General features: G+C 71.6%; 13 protein-coding genes and 1 pseudogene. 8 read left to right on the top strand and 6 right to left on the bottom strand.

From position 1 onward, the window contains the following. Positions 1–2: 2 nt before the first annotated feature. Positions 3–1,574 carry a hypothetical protein gene (locus ACIGXM_RS22945; protein ID WP_396563718.1) on the top strand — a complete coding sequence of 524 codons (1,572 nt, stop codon included), beginning with the start codon at positions 3–5 and terminating at the stop codon, positions 1,572–1,574. A gap of 43 nt (positions 1,575–1,617) precedes the next feature. Here ACIGXM_RS22945 and ACIGXM_RS22950 read toward each other — a convergent pair whose 3' ends face one another. Further along, positions 1,618–2,406: a LuxR C-terminal-related transcriptional regulator gene (locus ACIGXM_RS22950; protein ID WP_396563720.1), complete on the bottom strand. Its 789-nt coding sequence runs from the start codon at positions 2,404–2,406 to the stop codon at positions 1,618–1,620. A 613-nt stretch (positions 2,407–3,019) separates the two neighbouring features. On the opposite strand from ACIGXM_RS22950, the gene ACIGXM_RS22955 reads away from it, so the two are divergent. After that, positions 3,020–3,214, top strand: coding sequence for a hypothetical protein (locus ACIGXM_RS22955; protein WP_396563711.1), 195 nt, complete (start codon positions 3,020–3,022; stop codon positions 3,212–3,214). Between the two features lie 1,900 nt (positions 3,215–5,114). Next, on the top strand, positions 5,115–5,714 hold the full coding sequence (locus tag ACIGXM_RS22960) for a LuxR family transcriptional regulator (protein WP_396563722.1): 600 nt from the start codon (positions 5,115–5,117) through the stop codon (positions 5,712–5,714). On the opposite strand, the gene ACIGXM_RS22965 is transcribed toward ACIGXM_RS22960, so the two are convergent. Beyond that, positions 5,706–6,515: a BTAD domain-containing putative transcriptional regulator gene (locus ACIGXM_RS22965; protein WP_396563724.1), complete on the bottom strand. Its 810-nt coding sequence runs from the start codon at positions 6,513–6,515 to the stop codon at positions 5,706–5,708. The genes ACIGXM_RS22960 and ACIGXM_RS22965 overlap by 9 nt on opposite strands. A 312-nt stretch (positions 6,516–6,827) precedes the next feature. On the opposite strand from ACIGXM_RS22965, the gene tet reads away from it, so the two are divergent. Then, positions 6,828–8,801, top strand: coding sequence for a tetracycline resistance ribosomal protection protein (gene tet, locus ACIGXM_RS22970; protein WP_396563726.1), 1,974 nt, complete (start codon positions 6,828–6,830; stop codon positions 8,799–8,801). Between the two features lie 108 nt (positions 8,802–8,909). Here the strand turns inward: tet and ACIGXM_RS22975 are convergent, their stop codons facing one another. The 4 genes from ACIGXM_RS22975 to ACIGXM_RS22990 are packed head-to-tail and all read right to left on the bottom strand — an operon-like array spanning position 8,910 to position 13,064. Next, complete coding sequence (locus ACIGXM_RS22975) at positions 8,910–9,680, bottom strand: cyclase family protein (RefSeq protein ID WP_396563728.1); 771 nt, start codon at positions 9,678–9,680, stop codon at positions 8,910–8,912. Continuing rightward, on the bottom strand, positions 9,667–11,292 hold the full coding sequence (locus ACIGXM_RS22980) for an FAD-dependent oxidoreductase (protein ID WP_396563730.1): 1,626 nt from the start codon (positions 11,290–11,292) through the stop codon (positions 9,667–9,669). The genes ACIGXM_RS22975 and ACIGXM_RS22980 overlap by 14 nt, the downstream gene beginning before the upstream one ends. Next, on the bottom strand, positions 11,285–12,223 hold the full coding sequence (locus ACIGXM_RS22985; protein WP_396563732.1) for an aromatase/cyclase: 939 nt from the start codon (positions 12,221–12,223) through the stop codon (positions 11,285–11,287). The genes ACIGXM_RS22980 and ACIGXM_RS22985 overlap by 8 nt, the downstream gene beginning before the upstream one ends. A gap of 52 nt (positions 12,224–12,275) precedes the next feature. Continuing rightward, positions 12,276–13,064 (bottom strand): SDR family NAD(P)-dependent oxidoreductase, encoded by a 789-nt coding sequence (locus tag ACIGXM_RS22990; protein WP_396563734.1) that lies wholly within the window; start codon positions 13,062–13,064, stop codon positions 12,276–12,278. A 178-nt stretch (positions 13,065–13,242) separates the two neighbouring features. Here ACIGXM_RS22990 and ACIGXM_RS22995 point away from each other — a divergent pair, with 178 nt between their 5' ends. The 4 genes and pseudogenes from ACIGXM_RS22995 to ACIGXM_RS23010 all read left to right on the top strand — a co-directional run. Next, the gene (locus ACIGXM_RS22995) at positions 13,243–13,662 is read left to right on the top strand and encodes a nuclear transport factor 2 family protein (protein WP_396563736.1); all 420 of its coding nucleotides are present in this window, start codon (positions 13,243–13,245) and stop codon (positions 13,660–13,662) included. A gap of 13 nt (positions 13,663–13,675) precedes the next feature. Next, complete coding sequence (locus tag ACIGXM_RS23000) at positions 13,676–15,229, top strand: class I adenylate-forming enzyme family protein (protein WP_396563738.1); 1,554 nt, start codon at positions 13,676–13,678, stop codon at positions 15,227–15,229. 30 nt (positions 15,230–15,259) lie between these two features. Continuing rightward, complete coding sequence (locus ACIGXM_RS23005) at positions 15,260–15,550, top strand: antibiotic biosynthesis monooxygenase family protein (RefSeq protein ID WP_396563739.1); 291 nt, start codon at positions 15,260–15,262, stop codon at positions 15,548–15,550. 16 nt (positions 15,551–15,566) lie between these two features. Beyond that, a pseudogene (locus ACIGXM_RS23010) lies at positions 15,567–15,756 on the top strand (methyltransferase); the annotation flags it as partial.

Below are 15,756 nucleotides of genomic sequence, written 5' to 3' on the forward strand. Positions count from 1 at the left end.
ACATGACGACGACCACCGATGTCCGGCTCTTCGCCTACCGCCAGGGCCCGTTGCGGATCGGCCTGGCCGAGCTGAGCCCGGGGAGCGACACCGAGCCCACCACCTCGACCCTGCCACCGGCCCACGCCCGCGGCACCCGAGGACGCCCGCTCCCGGCCGGCACCCACCGGCTGCTGGCCGACGCACGTTACCCGCAACCGCTGCCGCCCGAGGCCCGCTCCGCCTTGGCACCGGGGGACCTGGCGGGCCACCTGCTGGTCTGCGCCCTCGGTCTGCAGCGGCGCGAGCCCTCCCACCAGTTCAACGACCACCGCGCGATCGCCTCGGTGCGCAGCAAGTTCCCGGTGCACGCCTTCGTGCTGGCACCCGACGGATCCAGCGCCTACCTGGACGTCTACCGGCACGCGCTGGTCGACCTGCCGGGCACCGTCGCCGCCGACGGCGACCTCGCCGGACTGCTCCCCGCCCCCGGCGACCTCACCGTGCTGCTGGCCGCGCGCTACACCGACCTGCCGGTCAAGTACGGCCGCCTGCGCTGCGCGCTGAGCCTGCTGGAGCTGGGCATCAACCTGCGCGCCCTGCACACCGCCGCCGACCTGCTGGGCGTCCCGGTCCGGCTGCGCTCGGACGCCGCGCTCACCGCCGCGGCCGGCCGCCTGCTGGACGGCAGCGGTCCCGGGGCCTGGTCGCCGCCGCTGGTCGTGACCCTCGAGGGCGCCGGACCGCTGCCGTCCAGTCGCCCGCTGCCCGACGCGGGCGGTTCCGACACCGGCTCCGGCTCCGAGCGGCACGAGCAGGAGTGCGCGCTACTGCGCGAGCAGTCCCGCCAGGACTCGGTCCGGGAGGCGGACGAGGTGACCGCACCGCTGGCCGCGCTCTCCTGCGGCGTGAGCGAACCGGTGTGCAGCGTACCGGCCCTGACGAATCGTCACTCATCGGCCACCACGGGGGCCAGCACGCGTCCGAGCTGGGCCGAGACGCTCTCGAACCGGTCCGCCGGGCGGACCCGCGGCGGCCTGTCGGGCTTCTCCGCCAGACCCGCCGTGCTCGGTGAGGACTGCCTGCTCGACCTGCTCGCCTGGCTCGAGCGACCGGCGCCGGGCCCGCTGCTCGCCGAGGTGGGGCGCCGGGTGCACACGCGCGTCGTGCTGCAGCGGACGGCCGGGCTTCCCACCGGCCGCTACGCGGTGGCGCACGGTCAGGTGGAGTGCGAGCGACAGGACCCCGACCTGATGCGGCGGTTCGCGGACGCCTTCGGCTACCCCCTGACGCCCACCATCGACTGCGGGCTGCGCCACGCGAACGCGGTGTGGGTCTTCGCCGCCGACCTCGACGGCATCCTGGCGGAGTTCGGGCCGGCCGGCTGGTCCCTGCTCCAACTCTGGTGCGGCTGGGTCACCCACGGCCTGACCACCGCCGCCGCCGCGCACGGCCTGTTCGCCCGCCCGGCCCGCTCCTTCGGCGAGTACTGGCTGCAGCGGACCCTGGAGCTGCCCCGCTCGACCTTTCCGGTGTTCACCCTCGTCTGCGGCCGCTCCCGGTTCGGCGAGCCGATGCTGGACCTGAGGGTCTGAGCCACCGGCCGCCGGCGGGCTGCCGCAGCCCCCGGGGCCGGGACTACCGCGGCCCCGGGGTCGGGACGGCGCCGAGCGTGGCCGCCCTGACCCCGGCCTGGAACCGGCTGGAGGCCCCCAACTGCTCCAGGATCTCCGCGATGTGCCGTCGACACGTCCGCAGGGAGATCCCCAGCCGCCGGGCCACCGTCTCGTCCTTGGCCCCCTCGGCGAGCATCCGCACGATCCGTTGCTTGAGCTCGACCTCGGTGCCCGGGATCAGCACCGACTCGCGCGGGTGGGCCCCCTGCGCCCAGGCGGCCTCGAAGAACAGCGCCAGCTGCCGCACCACGACCGGGTGCCGGACCACGGTGACCCGCACGGCACCCGGTGCGGGGATCAGCGCCAGGGCCTCGTCGATGATCAGGACCTCGTCCAACTCGGTCCAGACCGTCCTGACCAGGCAGTTGCCCTCCCCCGGTGCCAGCAGTTCCAGGCTCGTCGGGCAGCTGAGCAGCTGCCGCACGGACATCCGCGGCGGCCAGGCCGTGCCCCGCGCCCGCAGCCGGTCCAGGAACGTCGAGTCGGACGCGCGGACGTGCCGGACGCACTGCGCCCCCTCGGCGAGCACCGCCACCACCAGGCGCACCGCCTCCTCGCAGGTCAGCACGGCCGGGCGGCCCTCCTCCCGACGGCGCCGCTCGCTCTGCTCCGTCAGGGCCCTCACCTGCGCCTGCGCCAGCGCCAGCTCGGCCTGCCACCGCTCCAGCTGGCCGGACAGCGACACCAGCAACTCGGCGACCCCCGCCAGGGAGCCCGCGGCCTCGACGGTGGAACCGATGTCACTGCTCATCTGCGACAGCCCTTCTTCACGCGTCCCCGCGAACCGGTCACTGTGCCCGGCCAACGTGCGGCCGCCACCACGATCCCAGCCGTGCGCGAAGATCACATGGGTGGAGCACCCCCAGGTTCCGCGGCGGATGCCCGTACAGAACGGTGCGTGGGGACCAGCCGACGGCGATCGAAGCACGCGGCCGCACGCGAGCGTCTACCACCACCCGCCGCTGAACGCCACCGCCCGCCACCCACCGCTCCACCGCGTCAGGCGAGTGTCAGTGATGTGTGCACGAGCGGGCCCTCGCGGCGACCCCGTGCCGATCCGGTGACCAACGAGCCCGCATCACAAGCACGTTCACCACCACCCCCGCACGCCCGGAACGGCGTGACAACGGCGTGACACCAACACGGCCCCGCACTCCCACCGCCCTCACACGGCAACAAGTTGCCACACCCCGAGGGCGGATCACCCCTCCGCGCGGTGCAACTTGCTGCACCGGGATCTCCTTGTCGCACGGCGAGTCACGGCCGGAGGATGGCGAGTACTCCAGGTCCGGGCACCCTCGGGCACCCCCACGACCCGGAGACCCCACGTTCCCCCTGCGAACCCCAGAAAGGACCGATGCGCCATGAGCATTGACTTCGCCACCTTCGACCTGACCGAGCTGGCCGTGCTGGACCTCGACACCACCGCACCGCAGACCTCCCACACGGCGCTGTTCCTCGACGACACCGAGGACCTGCTCGGCAAGCCGAGCATGGACGTCGTGGGCCCGATGTGCTGCTCCTGCGTGACCAGCGCCTCCTGCTGCTGCGCACAGTGACCCACTGACCCTGCCCCACCCCCGACGCCCCTGGCTCTGAGGCCGGCGTCCCCCCTAGCCCGGTAGCACCGGGCCGGCCCCTGCGTACCCCTGCTCCAGCTCACTGGAGACGGGACAACGCGTCACACCTGGAGTCACCATCAACCGATCCGAACCAGGTCAGGCCACCCACCCACAAGAACAGACAGCCGCGCTCACCTCACCCGGGGTACTCGCGGCGGTGCACCGCTACGCCCGCTCGGCCGGCCACCCCTCCGAACAGGACCGGAAGTCGGAACGAGGCATCCTCCAACGCCGCCGACGGGCGGGACGTGCTCGCCCTGTTCATGTGCCGGAACGACCCGGGCATGTGCGGGGAGTGGGATCCACCGGGCCGGACTCCTCTTGACGTTCCCGGCCGGTTGGGCGGACAGCCCGCGTGGCCGCGGAACGATGACACCCCTGCCCGCCCGACCTGTGCACGGGAGATGGGTCTCGTCGTCCAGCTCGAGGAAGGACGGGACCACGTCACCGCGATGAACTTCGGCGGCCGCGGCGCGGCCTGCGCCTTCGCATCCGGGCCCTGCGCACAGGCCGTGTCGCTGTGGCAGTGCTGACCGCGGCAACCTTCCGCCCCCGCCCGGAGGGCCAGCCTTCGCTGGAACAGCTACGCGCGCAGCTCGGGGAGCCCTCGTACCGGGGTTGGGCCGGGCCCGCGATCCGGGATGCCGGCGAGCGGTGCCCCGGCTTCCGGCTTCCGGCCGACTTCAAGGCGTTCCTCGACCTGTACGACCCCGACCCGGTGAACGGATGTCCGACCATCGACCGGCCGATGGACACCACACCGGCCGAGACAAAGCCCTACTGGGCCCCCACCCGAGCGTCCAGCCTGCTGCGGCGAGATCGCCCAGGACTGCTGGGAGGTCGACGAGTCCGACATCCACAACTACGCCCGTCGCTTCAACAGCCACCGGGCCCTCGGCCTCACCTGACAGAACCGGACACTCCTCGATCGCGCAATGCCCCTGAGGCAATGTCCCTGACATCAAGCCGGAGAGCCCATTCTTCGGCTGCCCACAGCTCCGTATGCAGAGAGTGAAAACCATCCCGTGATCTGACTCCCGGCCGGGCGGCGGAAAAGCGCCCTTGAGCCGCCCTTGAGGGTCCGCTAGGTTCTCCTTGGGACAGATCGCGACTGCCGAATCGGCACTACCACCACCACCGCGGACCTCATTGACCGACCGCTTCCCCGGACGGCCGGGTCGTGAACCAGGAACGCACCGTGCGGTCAGGCGGCCCAGCGGTCACCGGCAACAGCGCCGATTACCTGACCGGAACATCTGCCGACCCCCATGACCGGAGGACGATGAATGGCTGTTTTTCCCGGCCACCCGAAGGCCGCATGCCCGCCCCGTGACGCGGTCGCGCCAATCCGTGTCACCGCAGCCCGGCATGTCGCTGGCCGCACAGCAGTGCAGATGAGAATCGTGATCCCCGCCTCCCTGAGGGCGCCACACCTGTCCCGCCGGACCGTCGAAGGTTGTCACCGGGCGCCCGGACGAGCCGTGCGGCTGCTCGCCGATTCGCCACGCCCACCTGGTGAAAGGGGCCGAATCGGCGCCGCCGGACACCGCCCCGAACAACCTTCGAACCCACCCGGAATTCGGCCGCAACTCACTGCACCGTCGACCGGACACCGATCGCACCTGCCACCGGTGGTTCCACCGCCGCTCATTCGGCCGCCGCTCATTCGAATACGCCGGATTCCGTCGACCGACCCCCGGCCAGGAGTGTCCACCGCGCCGCTGTACGCGGTGGAACGGGCTCGCCCTACCCACCGGGAAATCTGCATCTGCCAGCAATGGGGTTGATCGTGTCTCTCGCCAAGAATCCTCCGTCGGTTCTCGTCGTCGAAAGAAACGTGCTGCTGCGCACCGGACTCCAGGCCCTCCTGTCCGCGGAGAGCGACCTGGCCGTCCACGCCGCCGTGGGCGACGTGGACGCGGCACTGGACGTCCTGTCGCGGCACTGCGTCGATGTGGTGGTGTACGGGGCGGGCGAGTCGGTCGCCGACACCGAGCATGCTCTCGGGCGGCTGCACGACCGGGGCGTCTCCTGTCGGGTGGTCGTGCTGAGCAAGCACGAGCGGCCGGGCGAGGTCGAGATGTACCTCAGTTCCGGGGTGAGCGCCTATCTCTCCGAGGCCACCGCCAGCGACTGCCTGGTGTCGGTGGTCCGGGGGCTGACCGCGGACCGGGAGCGGGTGTACATCATGGCCTCGCGCTCCGGCATCGGCTGGATCTCCGGTCCGCGCGGCAGCCAACTGTCCTCCCGGGAACGGGAGGTCATGGGGCTCGTGGCGAACGGTCTGAGCAACTCCGCCATCGCCAGCCGGCTCAGCATCTCCCCCGGCACCGTCAAGCGCCATCTGCGGAACATCTTCGTCAAGCTCAACGCGGTCTCCCGGATCGACGCCGTCAACAAGGCCCGGGCCGTGGCCATGCTGGTGCCGCTAGGCTGAACGGGCCACCCGGCCGTGCACGACCGCCCGCACGGCAGCCGCTCGGACCGGCTGCCGGGGCGGTGCGTCCGCACTGAGCAGCGCGCTGTGCAGCTCCCACAGCCGCCGTGAGGGGGCGATGCCGAGGTCCTCGTCGAGCTTGCGGTAGAGCGAGCGGTAGACCTGCAGCGCCTCGCTCCGGCGCCCGGTGGCGTCCAGGGCGAGCATGAGCTGTTCGTAGAACCACTCCTTGAACGGGTGCTGATGCGTCAGTGCGAGCAGTTCCGGCACCAGTTCGCCGTGCCGACCGAGCTGCTGGTCGGCCAGGATGCGATGCTCCAGGGCGCGCAGGCGCATCTCCTCGAGGACGGCCACGTGGCCGGCGAGCGCGCCGCCCACGGGGATGTCCGCCAGTGCGGCGCCCCGCCACAGGCCCAGCGCCTGCCGCAGCCGGTCCGCCGCCGCCTCGGGGTGGCCGTCGGCCAGCAGGCGGGCCCCCTCCCCGTGCAGACGCTCGAACTCCTGGGCGTCGAGCTCGTCCTCGCTCAGCAGCATCACGTAGCCCGGCGCCTTGGTGAGGATGACGTCGCGGCCCTGCGAGCGACGGAGCTTGCGCAGTTGGTAGATGTAGGTCTGGGCGGTGGTGACCGCCGTCCGCGGCGGACTGTCGCCCCAGATCTCCTCGATGATGACGCCGAGGTCGACGACCCTGTTCGCGTTCATCAGCAGGATGGCCAGGGTCCACCTCACCTTGAGCGCGCTCGGCGTGCACGGCTTTCCCGCGTCGAGGACTTCCAGCGGGCCCAGAACGTTGAACCTCATGACGCCTCCGATTTCGCCGGACAATTTCTCGAACCAGGTATATCCAGACTTAGATCAAGGCCTCAAGAGGAACCCGCACAAGGTGGCAGCGGGTCTATTTCCAAAGCGACCCGCCGGACTGCCCCGGGGGAGACACCCCCCGCGGATCGACCCCCGCCGATCGGCTGGCGCTCAGTCAAGTTCTGTTACACTGCGACCGGTTGGGCCACCTCTACAAGCGCGCGAAGGAGATTGACGTGCCTCGAAAGATCCGTGTTGCTCCGGTTATCCACACGAAGGCCCACCACCTAGGGGAAACACGTCTTGGTAAGCGTGAACATCGGAATCCTGGCCCATGTCGACGCCGGTAAGACCAGCCTGACCGAGCGGCTGCTGTACACCGCCGGCGTCATCGACCGCATCGGCAGCGTCGACCGCGGTGACACCCAGACCGACTCGCACGAACTCGAACGCCAGCGCGGCATCACCATCCGGTCCGCGGTGGTGTCCTTCACCGTCGGCGACGTGAAGGTCAACCTCATCGACACCCCCGGCCACCCGGACTTCATCTCGGAGGTGGAGCGGGCCCTCAGCGTGCTCGACGGCGTGGTACTCGTCGTCTCCGCCGTCGAGGGAGTGCAGGCACAGACCCGCCTGCTGATGCGCACCCTGGTCAAGATGCGCATGCCGGTGATCCTCTTCGTCAACAAGATCGACCGCATGGGCGCCCGCTGCGACGACCTGCTGGAGTCGATCCGCACCGAACTCACCCCTGCCATCGTGCCGATGACCAGGGTGGACGGGCTCGGTACGCCACAGGCGCACGCCATCGCCCGGACCATCGGACCCGAAGACCCGGATTTCACCGCCGAGTTGGCCGACGTCCTGGCCGAGCACGGGGACGAGTTCCTGGCACGTTACCTCGACGACGAGGCAGCGCTGACCGAGCGCGACTACACCGACGAGCTCGCCCGGCAGACCCGCCAGGCACAGCTCTACCCGGTGTTCTTCGGCTCGGCCGTGGCCGGCGTCGGCATCACCGATCTGGTGGACGGGATCACCAGGCTGTTTCCGGTCAATGACGGCCACTCCGATGACACACTCAGCGGCACGGTGTTCAAGATCGAACGTGGCTGGGCGGGTGAGAAGGTCGCCTTCGTACGACTGCGGACGGGGGCGCTCGGGCCCCGGTCGAAGGTGTCCGTCTTCCGGCGTGACCAGCACGGCGGCGTCGTCGAACTGCCCGGCCGCACCACCGTGGTCGAGGTGTTCGACCAGGGTTCCGCGGTGGTGGAGGCGCAGGCCCGCGCGGGTGACATCGCCAAGGTCTGGGGGCTCAAGGGCATCCGGATCGGCGACCGGCTCGGCACCGGCGACGGGCTGGACGGAGAGCACCTCTTCGCGCCGCCGAGCCTGGAGACCGTGATCCGGCCGGCCAGGTCCGGGGCGATGCCCGAACTCTACGACGCGCTCCTGCAACTGGCCGATCAGGACCCGTTCATCAACGTCCGCAAGGACGACGAGAAGCAGGAGATCTCGGTCTCGCTCTACGGCGAGGTGCAGAAGGAGGTCATCGCGGCGACGCTCGCCGACGACTACAAGCTGGACGTGGTGTTCGAGGGCACCCGGATCATCTGCGTCGAGCGCCCGGTCGGAGTCGGCGAGTGGGTGGAGGAGATCGATTACCGGAGCAGGACCTTCTTCTGGGCCACGGTCGGACTGCGGGTCGAGCCCGGAGCGCCGGGCTCGGGGGTTGTCTTCCGCCGCTCGGTGGAGCTCGGCTCGCTGCCGCACGCGTTCCACAAGGCCATCGAGGAGGCCGTGCGCGCCACCCTGCAGCAGGGGCTGAACGGCTGGGAGGTGCTGGACATCCTGGTGACCCTGACCCACTCCGGGTTCGCCAGCCCGGTCAGCGCGGCGGGTGACTTCCGCAAGCTCACCCCGCTGGTGCTGATGAACGCGCTCAAGCAGGCCGGGACGCAGGTGTTCGAGCCGGTCAACCGGTTCGAACTGGAGGTGCCGGCCGAGAACGCCAGCGCCGCCCTGCTGAACCTGGTCGAGTGCGGCGCCACCCCGGAGTCGACCCGGGGACAGGGCAGCACCTGCCTGGTGGAGGGCACCATTCCGGCCCGCACGGTACAGGAGTTCGAGCAGCGGCTGCCCGGGCTGAGCCAGGGCGAGGGTGCCCTGCTCACCCGGTTCCACAGCTACCGGCCGGCCACCGGTCCGGCCCCGAGCCGGCGGCGGACGGACACCAACCCGCTGGACCGCAAGGAGTACATGCTGCGGGCGTTCGGCAGGATCTGACCGTTCGCCGGGCACGAACCACCAGGTCCCGATCACCACTTGGTGATCGGGACCTGGTGTTCCGCCGGGGCCGTTCGGGGAACCGGGCCACCGACGGTCATCGTGGGGTCAATCGAGCAGTGCCACCGCTCGTGTCCAACCCGCGCCCGCACCAACGATTTTGACCGGAAAGGCCTGCACCGTGAATCCGGTCGGCGCGGGCAGCGCGCCCAGATTGGCCAGCCGCTCGATCTGGCAGTACTCCCGCTGTCGTCCGGCGAAATGCGCGGGCCACAGCACGGAATGGTCCCCGGTGTGCTGGAACTCGGAGAGCATGTGCGGGAAAGGCGCGTCGAGACCGAAGGCGTCCGTCCCGATGAGCCGCACCCCGAGGTCGAGCAGCAAGTTCGTCGCCTCACCGTCGAGGCCGGCGAAGTGGGTGAAGTACTCCGGGGTTCCGGCGAGTCGGTCGGCGCCGGTGTGCAGCAGGACGATCTCCCCGGCACTCGGGGTGTGACCGATGTCGGCGAAGGCCCTCCGCAGCCGCTCCGCACCGATCGTCCCGACCCCGCCGTCGGTCAGGTCGAGGACGACCCCCGGCCCGATGAACCACTCCAGCGGCAACTCGTGGACGTGGCGCGGCACGCCGTACGCGGCCATGCTGCCGTAGTGCGACGGCGCGTCGACGTGCGTGCCGGTGTGGGTGGTCAGGGTCAGGGTGTCCAGCGAGAGCAGTTCGCCGTCGGGCAGGTCGGCGATGTCGAAGGCGATGCCGTGGTTGCGGAGCATGCCCTCGGCCATGTGCCGCGCGCCCTCGGCCGGTGTCAGCACCTCGTGCTTGATGCCGTCCACCTCCCAGGCGCCGGCGTCGATCGCCGAGGACAGGTCAATGACGCGCATGGGCGACCTCTTCCGGCAGCAGGGTGCAGTCCTCGAGGACGGCGAGGTACCGGTCCGGTCCGCGGTCGCGCGCGGCAACGTACCCGTCCGGCCTGATCAGCAGGAAGTCCCCGGGTGCCAGGCCCAGTCCAGAGCGCAGCGCGCCGTCGGGGTCGGGCAGGTCGCCCGACCCGTCCGAGTCACCGACCGCCCTGACGGACACCGCCGCGCCGAACAGCCGCTCCATCCGGGCCAGCGCCTCGCGCTGCCCGGACCGGTCGGCGGCAGCGGGGGTGGCGATCAACGTCCAGCGCGGGTCGGCGAGTTCGTCACGGAGTGCGGACCAGCCGGGGTGCGCGCTCACCGCGCGGGCGTCGCAGCCGACCCGGTCGCCGGGCCTGATCCCGCTGCCGGGTGCCGTGGCCGCGCGGGTGAGCGGGCTGTCCGGGTAGGCCAGGCCGAGCCCGCAGAAGCCACGGATCATCCGGCCTTCGACCTTGCGCTTCAGCGGTGATATCCGGCGCAGTGCGGCGGTGCCCACGGTGAGCAGGGTCGGGGCCAGGGTGGTGCGCAGCGAGACCAGCGCGGTGGCGGTCCGGGTGGAGCGGAGCAGGACGGCTCCGGTCGGGACGCGCTCGGCGTCGTAGCTGTCGAGCAGTTCGGGCCCGGCGTGGCCGCGGATCACGTCGGCGAGCTTCCAGGCGAGGTTGCAGGCGTCCTGGATGCCGCTGTTCATGCCCTGCCCGGAGGCCGGGCTGTGCACGTGGGCGGCGTCACCGGCGAGGAAGCAGCGGCCCGAGCGCATCCGGGTGATCTGGCGCTGCTGCACGGTGAAGGCCGAGAGCCAGCTGGGCGTGCCGACTTCGACCCGCCGGCCGAGTGTCCGGCCGATCTTGCCGGCCAGCCGGCGCCGGATCAGCTCGGGGTCGTCCGCGCCGTGGACGTCCACGGTGTCCACCACGCGCCACTTGCCCGGTTCGGGGAACGGGACCAGCAGCAGGGTGCCCGGGTCGGTGTGCAGCAGGTGGTTGCTGTCCGGCGACAGGTCGGCGTCGAGCGTCACGTCGGCGTTGAGCCAGGTCTGGGTGGAGTCGCCGACCAGACGCATGCCGAGCTGCCGTCGGACGGTGCTGTGGCCGCCGTCGGCGCCGATCAGCCAGGGCGCCAGGGTCTGCTCGGTCCGCCCGTCGGGATGGCGCAGGGTGACCTGGACGGCGTCGGCCTCGGGGCGCAGGGCGATCAGCTCGACGCCCCACTCGACGTCGACGCCCTGCCCGGCGGCGCACTCGCGCAGCACCCGCTCGGTGACCACCTGGTCCACCATCAGGCTGAACGGGTAACGGGTGGGCATTTCCCGGTAGTTGGTGTCGAAGCGGATCAGGGTACGGCCCCGCCGGTGCATGGTGAAGTGGGTGACCCGCCGACCCAGCGGCAGCAGCCGGTCGAGCGCCCCCAGCTGGTCGAGCAACTCCATGGTCCGGGCGTGCACCGCCAACGCCCGGCTGCTGGTCGCCGGACCGGCGGCGGCGTCGATCAGCCGGACCCGCACGCCGCGCCGGGCGAGTTCGTGCGCCGCGGTGAGCCCGACCGGGCCGGCGCCGGCGATGAGGACAGCCGGGGCGGGATCAGCCATGGCGTTCCTCGGCGAACCGCTTGGCGAGCCCCAGGGTCGCGCGGCTGTTGCCGCCGGCCGCCTCGCGGATGAACCGGCGGGCGGTGGCCGTGGTGGCGTCCGGGCCGAGGACGGCGGGGATGGCTTCCGGATTGAGCACGACAGCGTGCCAGGAGCTCACCCGGACGCCGTGCTCGGTCTGTTCGAAGGACCAGCGACCGGTGTGCGCGGCCATCATCGACGGGGTGCGCAGCTGCTTGTAGGCGATGTCGGCCCCGGGGAAACAGATCCGGACGGACTCGGTGGTGTGCTCGGAGCCGTCGGCGGTGCGGGTGTCCATCGCCATGTGCTGGATGCCGCCGGCCTCCTCGCGCAGGTCGAGCCGGGCGACGTGGGGCAGTCGGGCCGGCCAGGCGGCGGCGTCGTGGAGGAAGTCGTGGACCGTCTCCAGCGGGGCGGCGACCAGCACCGAGTCCTCGAACTCGAATTCCAGGTCGGCCAGTTGTGACCACCGCTCGGCGAGGTCCTTGATGTTGCCGAGTTCGGTGCGACTGTTGCGGTCGGTGGCCTCAGTGATCCACTCGATGCCCTTCGGGTCGTCGTCGACGGCGGTGAACTCATGGGTGAGGGTGAGGGTGGCGCCGCCGGGGCGCTCGGTCACCCGCCACTCCCCCGCCATCGAGGCGACGGGGGGCGAGGAGACCTCCTGCCGGAACCGGATCCGGCGCAGGCCGGCGTCCAGGTCCCGGCGTGACGTCCAGTGCTTCACCTCGCCGTTGGCGCGGGCCCAGATCCGCAGGCGCTCGGCGCCGGGCGCCAGCTCCGCGCGTTCCACGTGCAGCGTTGGCGCGAAGCGCCGCGGCCAGGCCTCGGCGTCGGCGATGACGGCGTGGACGACGTCGGCGGGGGCGGCCACGTCGATCTCGTGGCTGGTGTGCTGGGTTCGGGTCATTCGTCGAACCGGCCCTTCCCTCAAGGAGGTTGACATTGGTCGGAGGTGTTGCTCAGTAGATGCCGAGGCCGCCGCAGACGTTGATCGCCTGCGCGGTGATGGAAGCGGCGACAGGCGTGGTCAGGTACTCGACCATGCCCGCCACCTCCTCGGCGGTGGAGTAGCGGCCGAGCGGGATCTTCTGCTCGAACCTCCCGCGCACGTCCTCCTCGGTGGTCTGCCAGGTGGAGGCGTACGCCTGGCGGACCCGGACCGCCATCGGGGTCTCGACATAGCCGGGGCAGACCGCGTTGACCGTGGTGCCCGTGGCGGCGAGCTCCTTGGCGAGCGCCTTGGTGAAACCGATGACGCCGGCCTTCGAGGCCGAGTACGGCGCCCCGAGCGGGACACCCTGTTTGCCGCCGGTGGAGGCGACGGTGATGATCCGCCCGTGGCCGGCCGCCTCCATGCCGCCGGTGGTGAGGACCTCGCGGGTGACCCGGAAGACGCTGGTGAGGTTGGTCTCGATCACGTCGTGCCAGAGCTCGTCGCTGATGGTCGAGGTGACACCACCGCCGCTGCGTCCGGCGTTGTTGACCAGCACGCCGATCGGGCCGTAGCGGTCCACCGCGGCCCGCACCGCCTTCGCCACGTCCTCCTGGGAGCGGACATCGGCCGCGACGCCGTCCACCTCCAGGCCTTCACCGCGCAGCCGGGCGACCGTCTCGGCGACGGCCTCCGGGGTGCGGGCGCAGATGAAGACGCTTAGCCCGCGCCCGGCCAACCGGACGGTGCTGGCCAGTCCGATCCCGCTGGTCGCTCCGGTCACCAGGGCGACCGTGCCGGTTGTCTCGGTGCTCATCGCTGTTCGCTCTCCTGTCTCCGCTCCGGGTTACGGGCTCGTTCCGGGCCCTGAGCCGACCCTGCCCGGCCGGCTTCGACTCCGGTTCGAGCGGGCGAGCCACCACTCCAACGGGATTCGAAACGGGGGTGGGAGCGTCGCCGTACCCAACCCCCGACGCCCCGAGGAGGCCCGAAGCATGACCGGATCGCTCTACGAGGAGGTCCAGCACTTCTACGGCCGGCAGATGCGCTACCTGGACGAGGGCGCGGTCACCGAGTGGGCCGCGACCTTCACCGAGGACGGCGTGTTCGCGGCCAACGCCCGACCGCACCCGCAGGAGGGCCGGGCCGCCATCGAGCGCGGCGCCAGCGAGGCCGCCGCGCGCCTGGCCGCCGCCGGGGTCCAGCACCGGCACTGGCTCGGGATGCTGGAGCTCGCCGAGCAGCCGGACGGGAGCGTGCTGGCCAGGACCTACGCCCTGATCATCGCCACCCCCAAGGGCGGTTCGGCCGCGGTGCACCTGAGCACCAGCTGCGAGGACCGCCTGGTGCGGGTGGCCGGCGAGCTGAAGGTCCGGCACCGCCAGGTGTACCGGGACGACCTGCCCGCCGCCTGAGAGGAGGCCCGACGTGAACGTCCCTGCGGACAGTACGACCTTCGGCGCTCCGCTGGACACCGTGGCGGAGCTGATCGGCGGTCCCCGGATCGACGATCTGCTCCGGCGCGCTGCTCGGCGCACACCACGCCACCCGGCCCTGGTCTCCGACGGTCGGGTGATCGACTACGCCGACCTGGACCAGCGGGTGACCGAGTGCGCCGAGGCGCTGCGCGACGCGTTCGGCGGCCCCGGGACGGTGATCGCGATCGCCGCCGAGCTCACCGTCGAGTTCGCCGTCACCTTCCTGGGCATCTCCCGCTCCGGGAACACCAGCGCGATGTTCAACCCGCTCGTGCCGGACGACACCCTGGTGCACGTCCTCGACTCCTGTGGCGCGCGGGCGGCAGTGCTGTCGCCCCGGATGCACCGCCGGATCGCGGCGCTGCGCAACCGGCTGCCGAAGCTGCGGCAGCTCGTGGTGACCGCGGAGGCGGGCGACGGCACGCCGGTCCTGGGCGAGCTGCCGCGAACCGTCGTCCCGGCCGGCGAGGCCGTGGAGACCGCCTGCCTGCAGTTCACCAGCGGCACCACCGGCGCGCCCAAGACGGTGCGGCTGAGCCACCGCAACCTGCTGGTGAACGCCGCCCAGTCGGCGCACGCGCACCGCCTGGACGCGGACTCGGTCTCGCTCAACAACCTGCCCTCGTTCCACCTCATGCACCTGAACACCGCGCTCGCGGTCGGCGCGACCCACCTGCTCTGCCCGGCGGAGGACCGGGAGGCGATGGTCCGGCTGGCCGGCGCGTGGCAGGCGACGCACCTGTACAGCCTCCCGGTGCGGCTGTCCCGGCTGGCCGAGGACGAGCGCCTGCCGAGCCTGCGGATCCCGTCGCTGCGGGTGGTGCTGTCCGGGGGTTCCGCGCTGCCGCCCCGCACGACGACGGCGCTGTCGGAGCACTTCGGCGTCCCGGTGGTCCAGGGCTACGGTCTCGCCGAGACATCGCCCTCGACGCACTTCGACCTTCCGGAGGGACCCACCGTCGGCTCCAGCGGTCCGCCGGTGGCCGGGACGGCCTGCCGGATCGTCGACGTGCGGACCGGCGCGGTGCTGCCGGCGGGCGAGCGCGGCGAGATCCAGGTCAGGGGGCCGCAGCTGATGCTGGGCTACCTGGGCGACGGACACGGTGACGCCGTCGACGCGGACGGCTGGTTCCGCACCGGGGACGTCGGCCGGATCGACGAGGCGGGCAGGCTGTTCGTCGTCGACCGGATCAAGGACGTCTTCAAGTGCGACAACTGGCTGGTGTCGCCGACCGAGATCGAGCGGGTGCTGATGCGGCATCCGGCGGTCACCGACTGCGTGGTCTTCGACCAGCCCGACGAACTGAGCGGCGCGGTCGCCGTCGGACTGGTCGTGCCGCGTGGCGAGGGCGTCGACCCGGCCGCCCTGGCCGAGTTCGCCAACGCCCAGCTCCCCTACTACGAGCACCTGCGGCAACTGCACCTGGTGGAGGGCATCCCGCGTTCCGCCACCGGCAAGGTCCAGCGGCGCGAGCTGCGGGACCGCTTGCTCGGCTCGCTCTGACCCACCTCACAACACCCAAGGAGAATCAACGTGTTCACGTTCATCAACCGCTTCACCGTCACCGGTGACAGCACCGAGTTCGAGTCCCTGGTCAAGGAGATCACCGCCTTCATGAGCGCCCAGCCGGGCTTCCGTTCCCACCGGCTGTACCGCTCGGCCGCCGACGCCCGGGTGTACGTCGAGACCGCCGAGTGGGACGACGCGGCCGCGCACAAGGCGGCGACCGCCTCCCCGGAGTTCCGCTCGCGGGTCGGCAAGGTGATGGGGCTCGCCCAGGCCGAGCCGGCGCCGTTCGACCTGGTCGCCCAGCACGGTGCCTGAGGAGAGGGAGCGGACGATGACGACAACCGGCGACACCATCCCGCAGCCGGTGATCCGGCTGCGCGAACTCGCGCTGAGCGCGGCCGGCGCGGCCGCCGGCCCGGCGGGCGCGCGGCGGGGGGTGGGCGGCCCGCGCGGCGGGGAGCCCGCCCCCCCGGCCCCGCAGGGCCGCGCGGGGAACGCCGCCCCCGCCACCCACCCCCCGC

Origin of the sequence: Kitasatospora sp. NPDC052896 (assembly GCF_044547075.1) — a bacterium.
Lineage (GTDB): Bacteria > Actinomycetota > Actinomycetes > Streptomycetales > Streptomycetaceae > Kitasatospora.

Coding starts and splice junctions, on each gene's coding strand:
- ACIGXM_RS22965 (WP_396563724.1), bottom strand. CDS start 6,515: ATGAGGTTCAACGTTCTGGGCCCGCTGGAAGTCCTCGACGCGGGAAAG.
- ACIGXM_RS22950 (WP_396563720.1), bottom strand. CDS start 2,406: ATGAGCAGTGACATCGGTTCCACCGTCGAGGCCGCGGGCTCCCTGGCG.
- ACIGXM_RS22980 (WP_396563730.1), bottom strand. CDS start 11,292: ATGGCTGATCCCGCCCCGGCTGTCCTCATCGCCGGCGCCGGCCCGGTC.
- ACIGXM_RS22955 (WP_396563711.1), top strand. CDS start 3,020: ATGAGCATTGACTTCGCCACCTTCGACCTGACCGAGCTGGCCGTGCTG.
- ACIGXM_RS22975 (WP_396563728.1), bottom strand. CDS start 9,680: ATGCGCGTCATTGACCTGTCCTCGGCGATCGACGCCGGCGCCTGGGAG.
- ACIGXM_RS22990 (WP_396563734.1), bottom strand. CDS start 13,064: ATGAGCACCGAGACAACCGGCACGGTCGCCCTGGTGACCGGAGCGACC.
- ACIGXM_RS22985 (WP_396563732.1), bottom strand. CDS start 12,223: ATGACCCGAACCCAGCACACCAGCCACGAGATCGACGTGGCCGCCCCC.
- ACIGXM_RS22995 (WP_396563736.1), top strand. CDS start 13,243: ATGACCGGATCGCTCTACGAGGAGGTCCAGCACTTCTACGGCCGGCAG.
- ACIGXM_RS22945 (WP_396563718.1), top strand. CDS start 3: ATGACGACGACCACCGATGTCCGGCTCTTCGCCTACCGCCAGGGCCCG.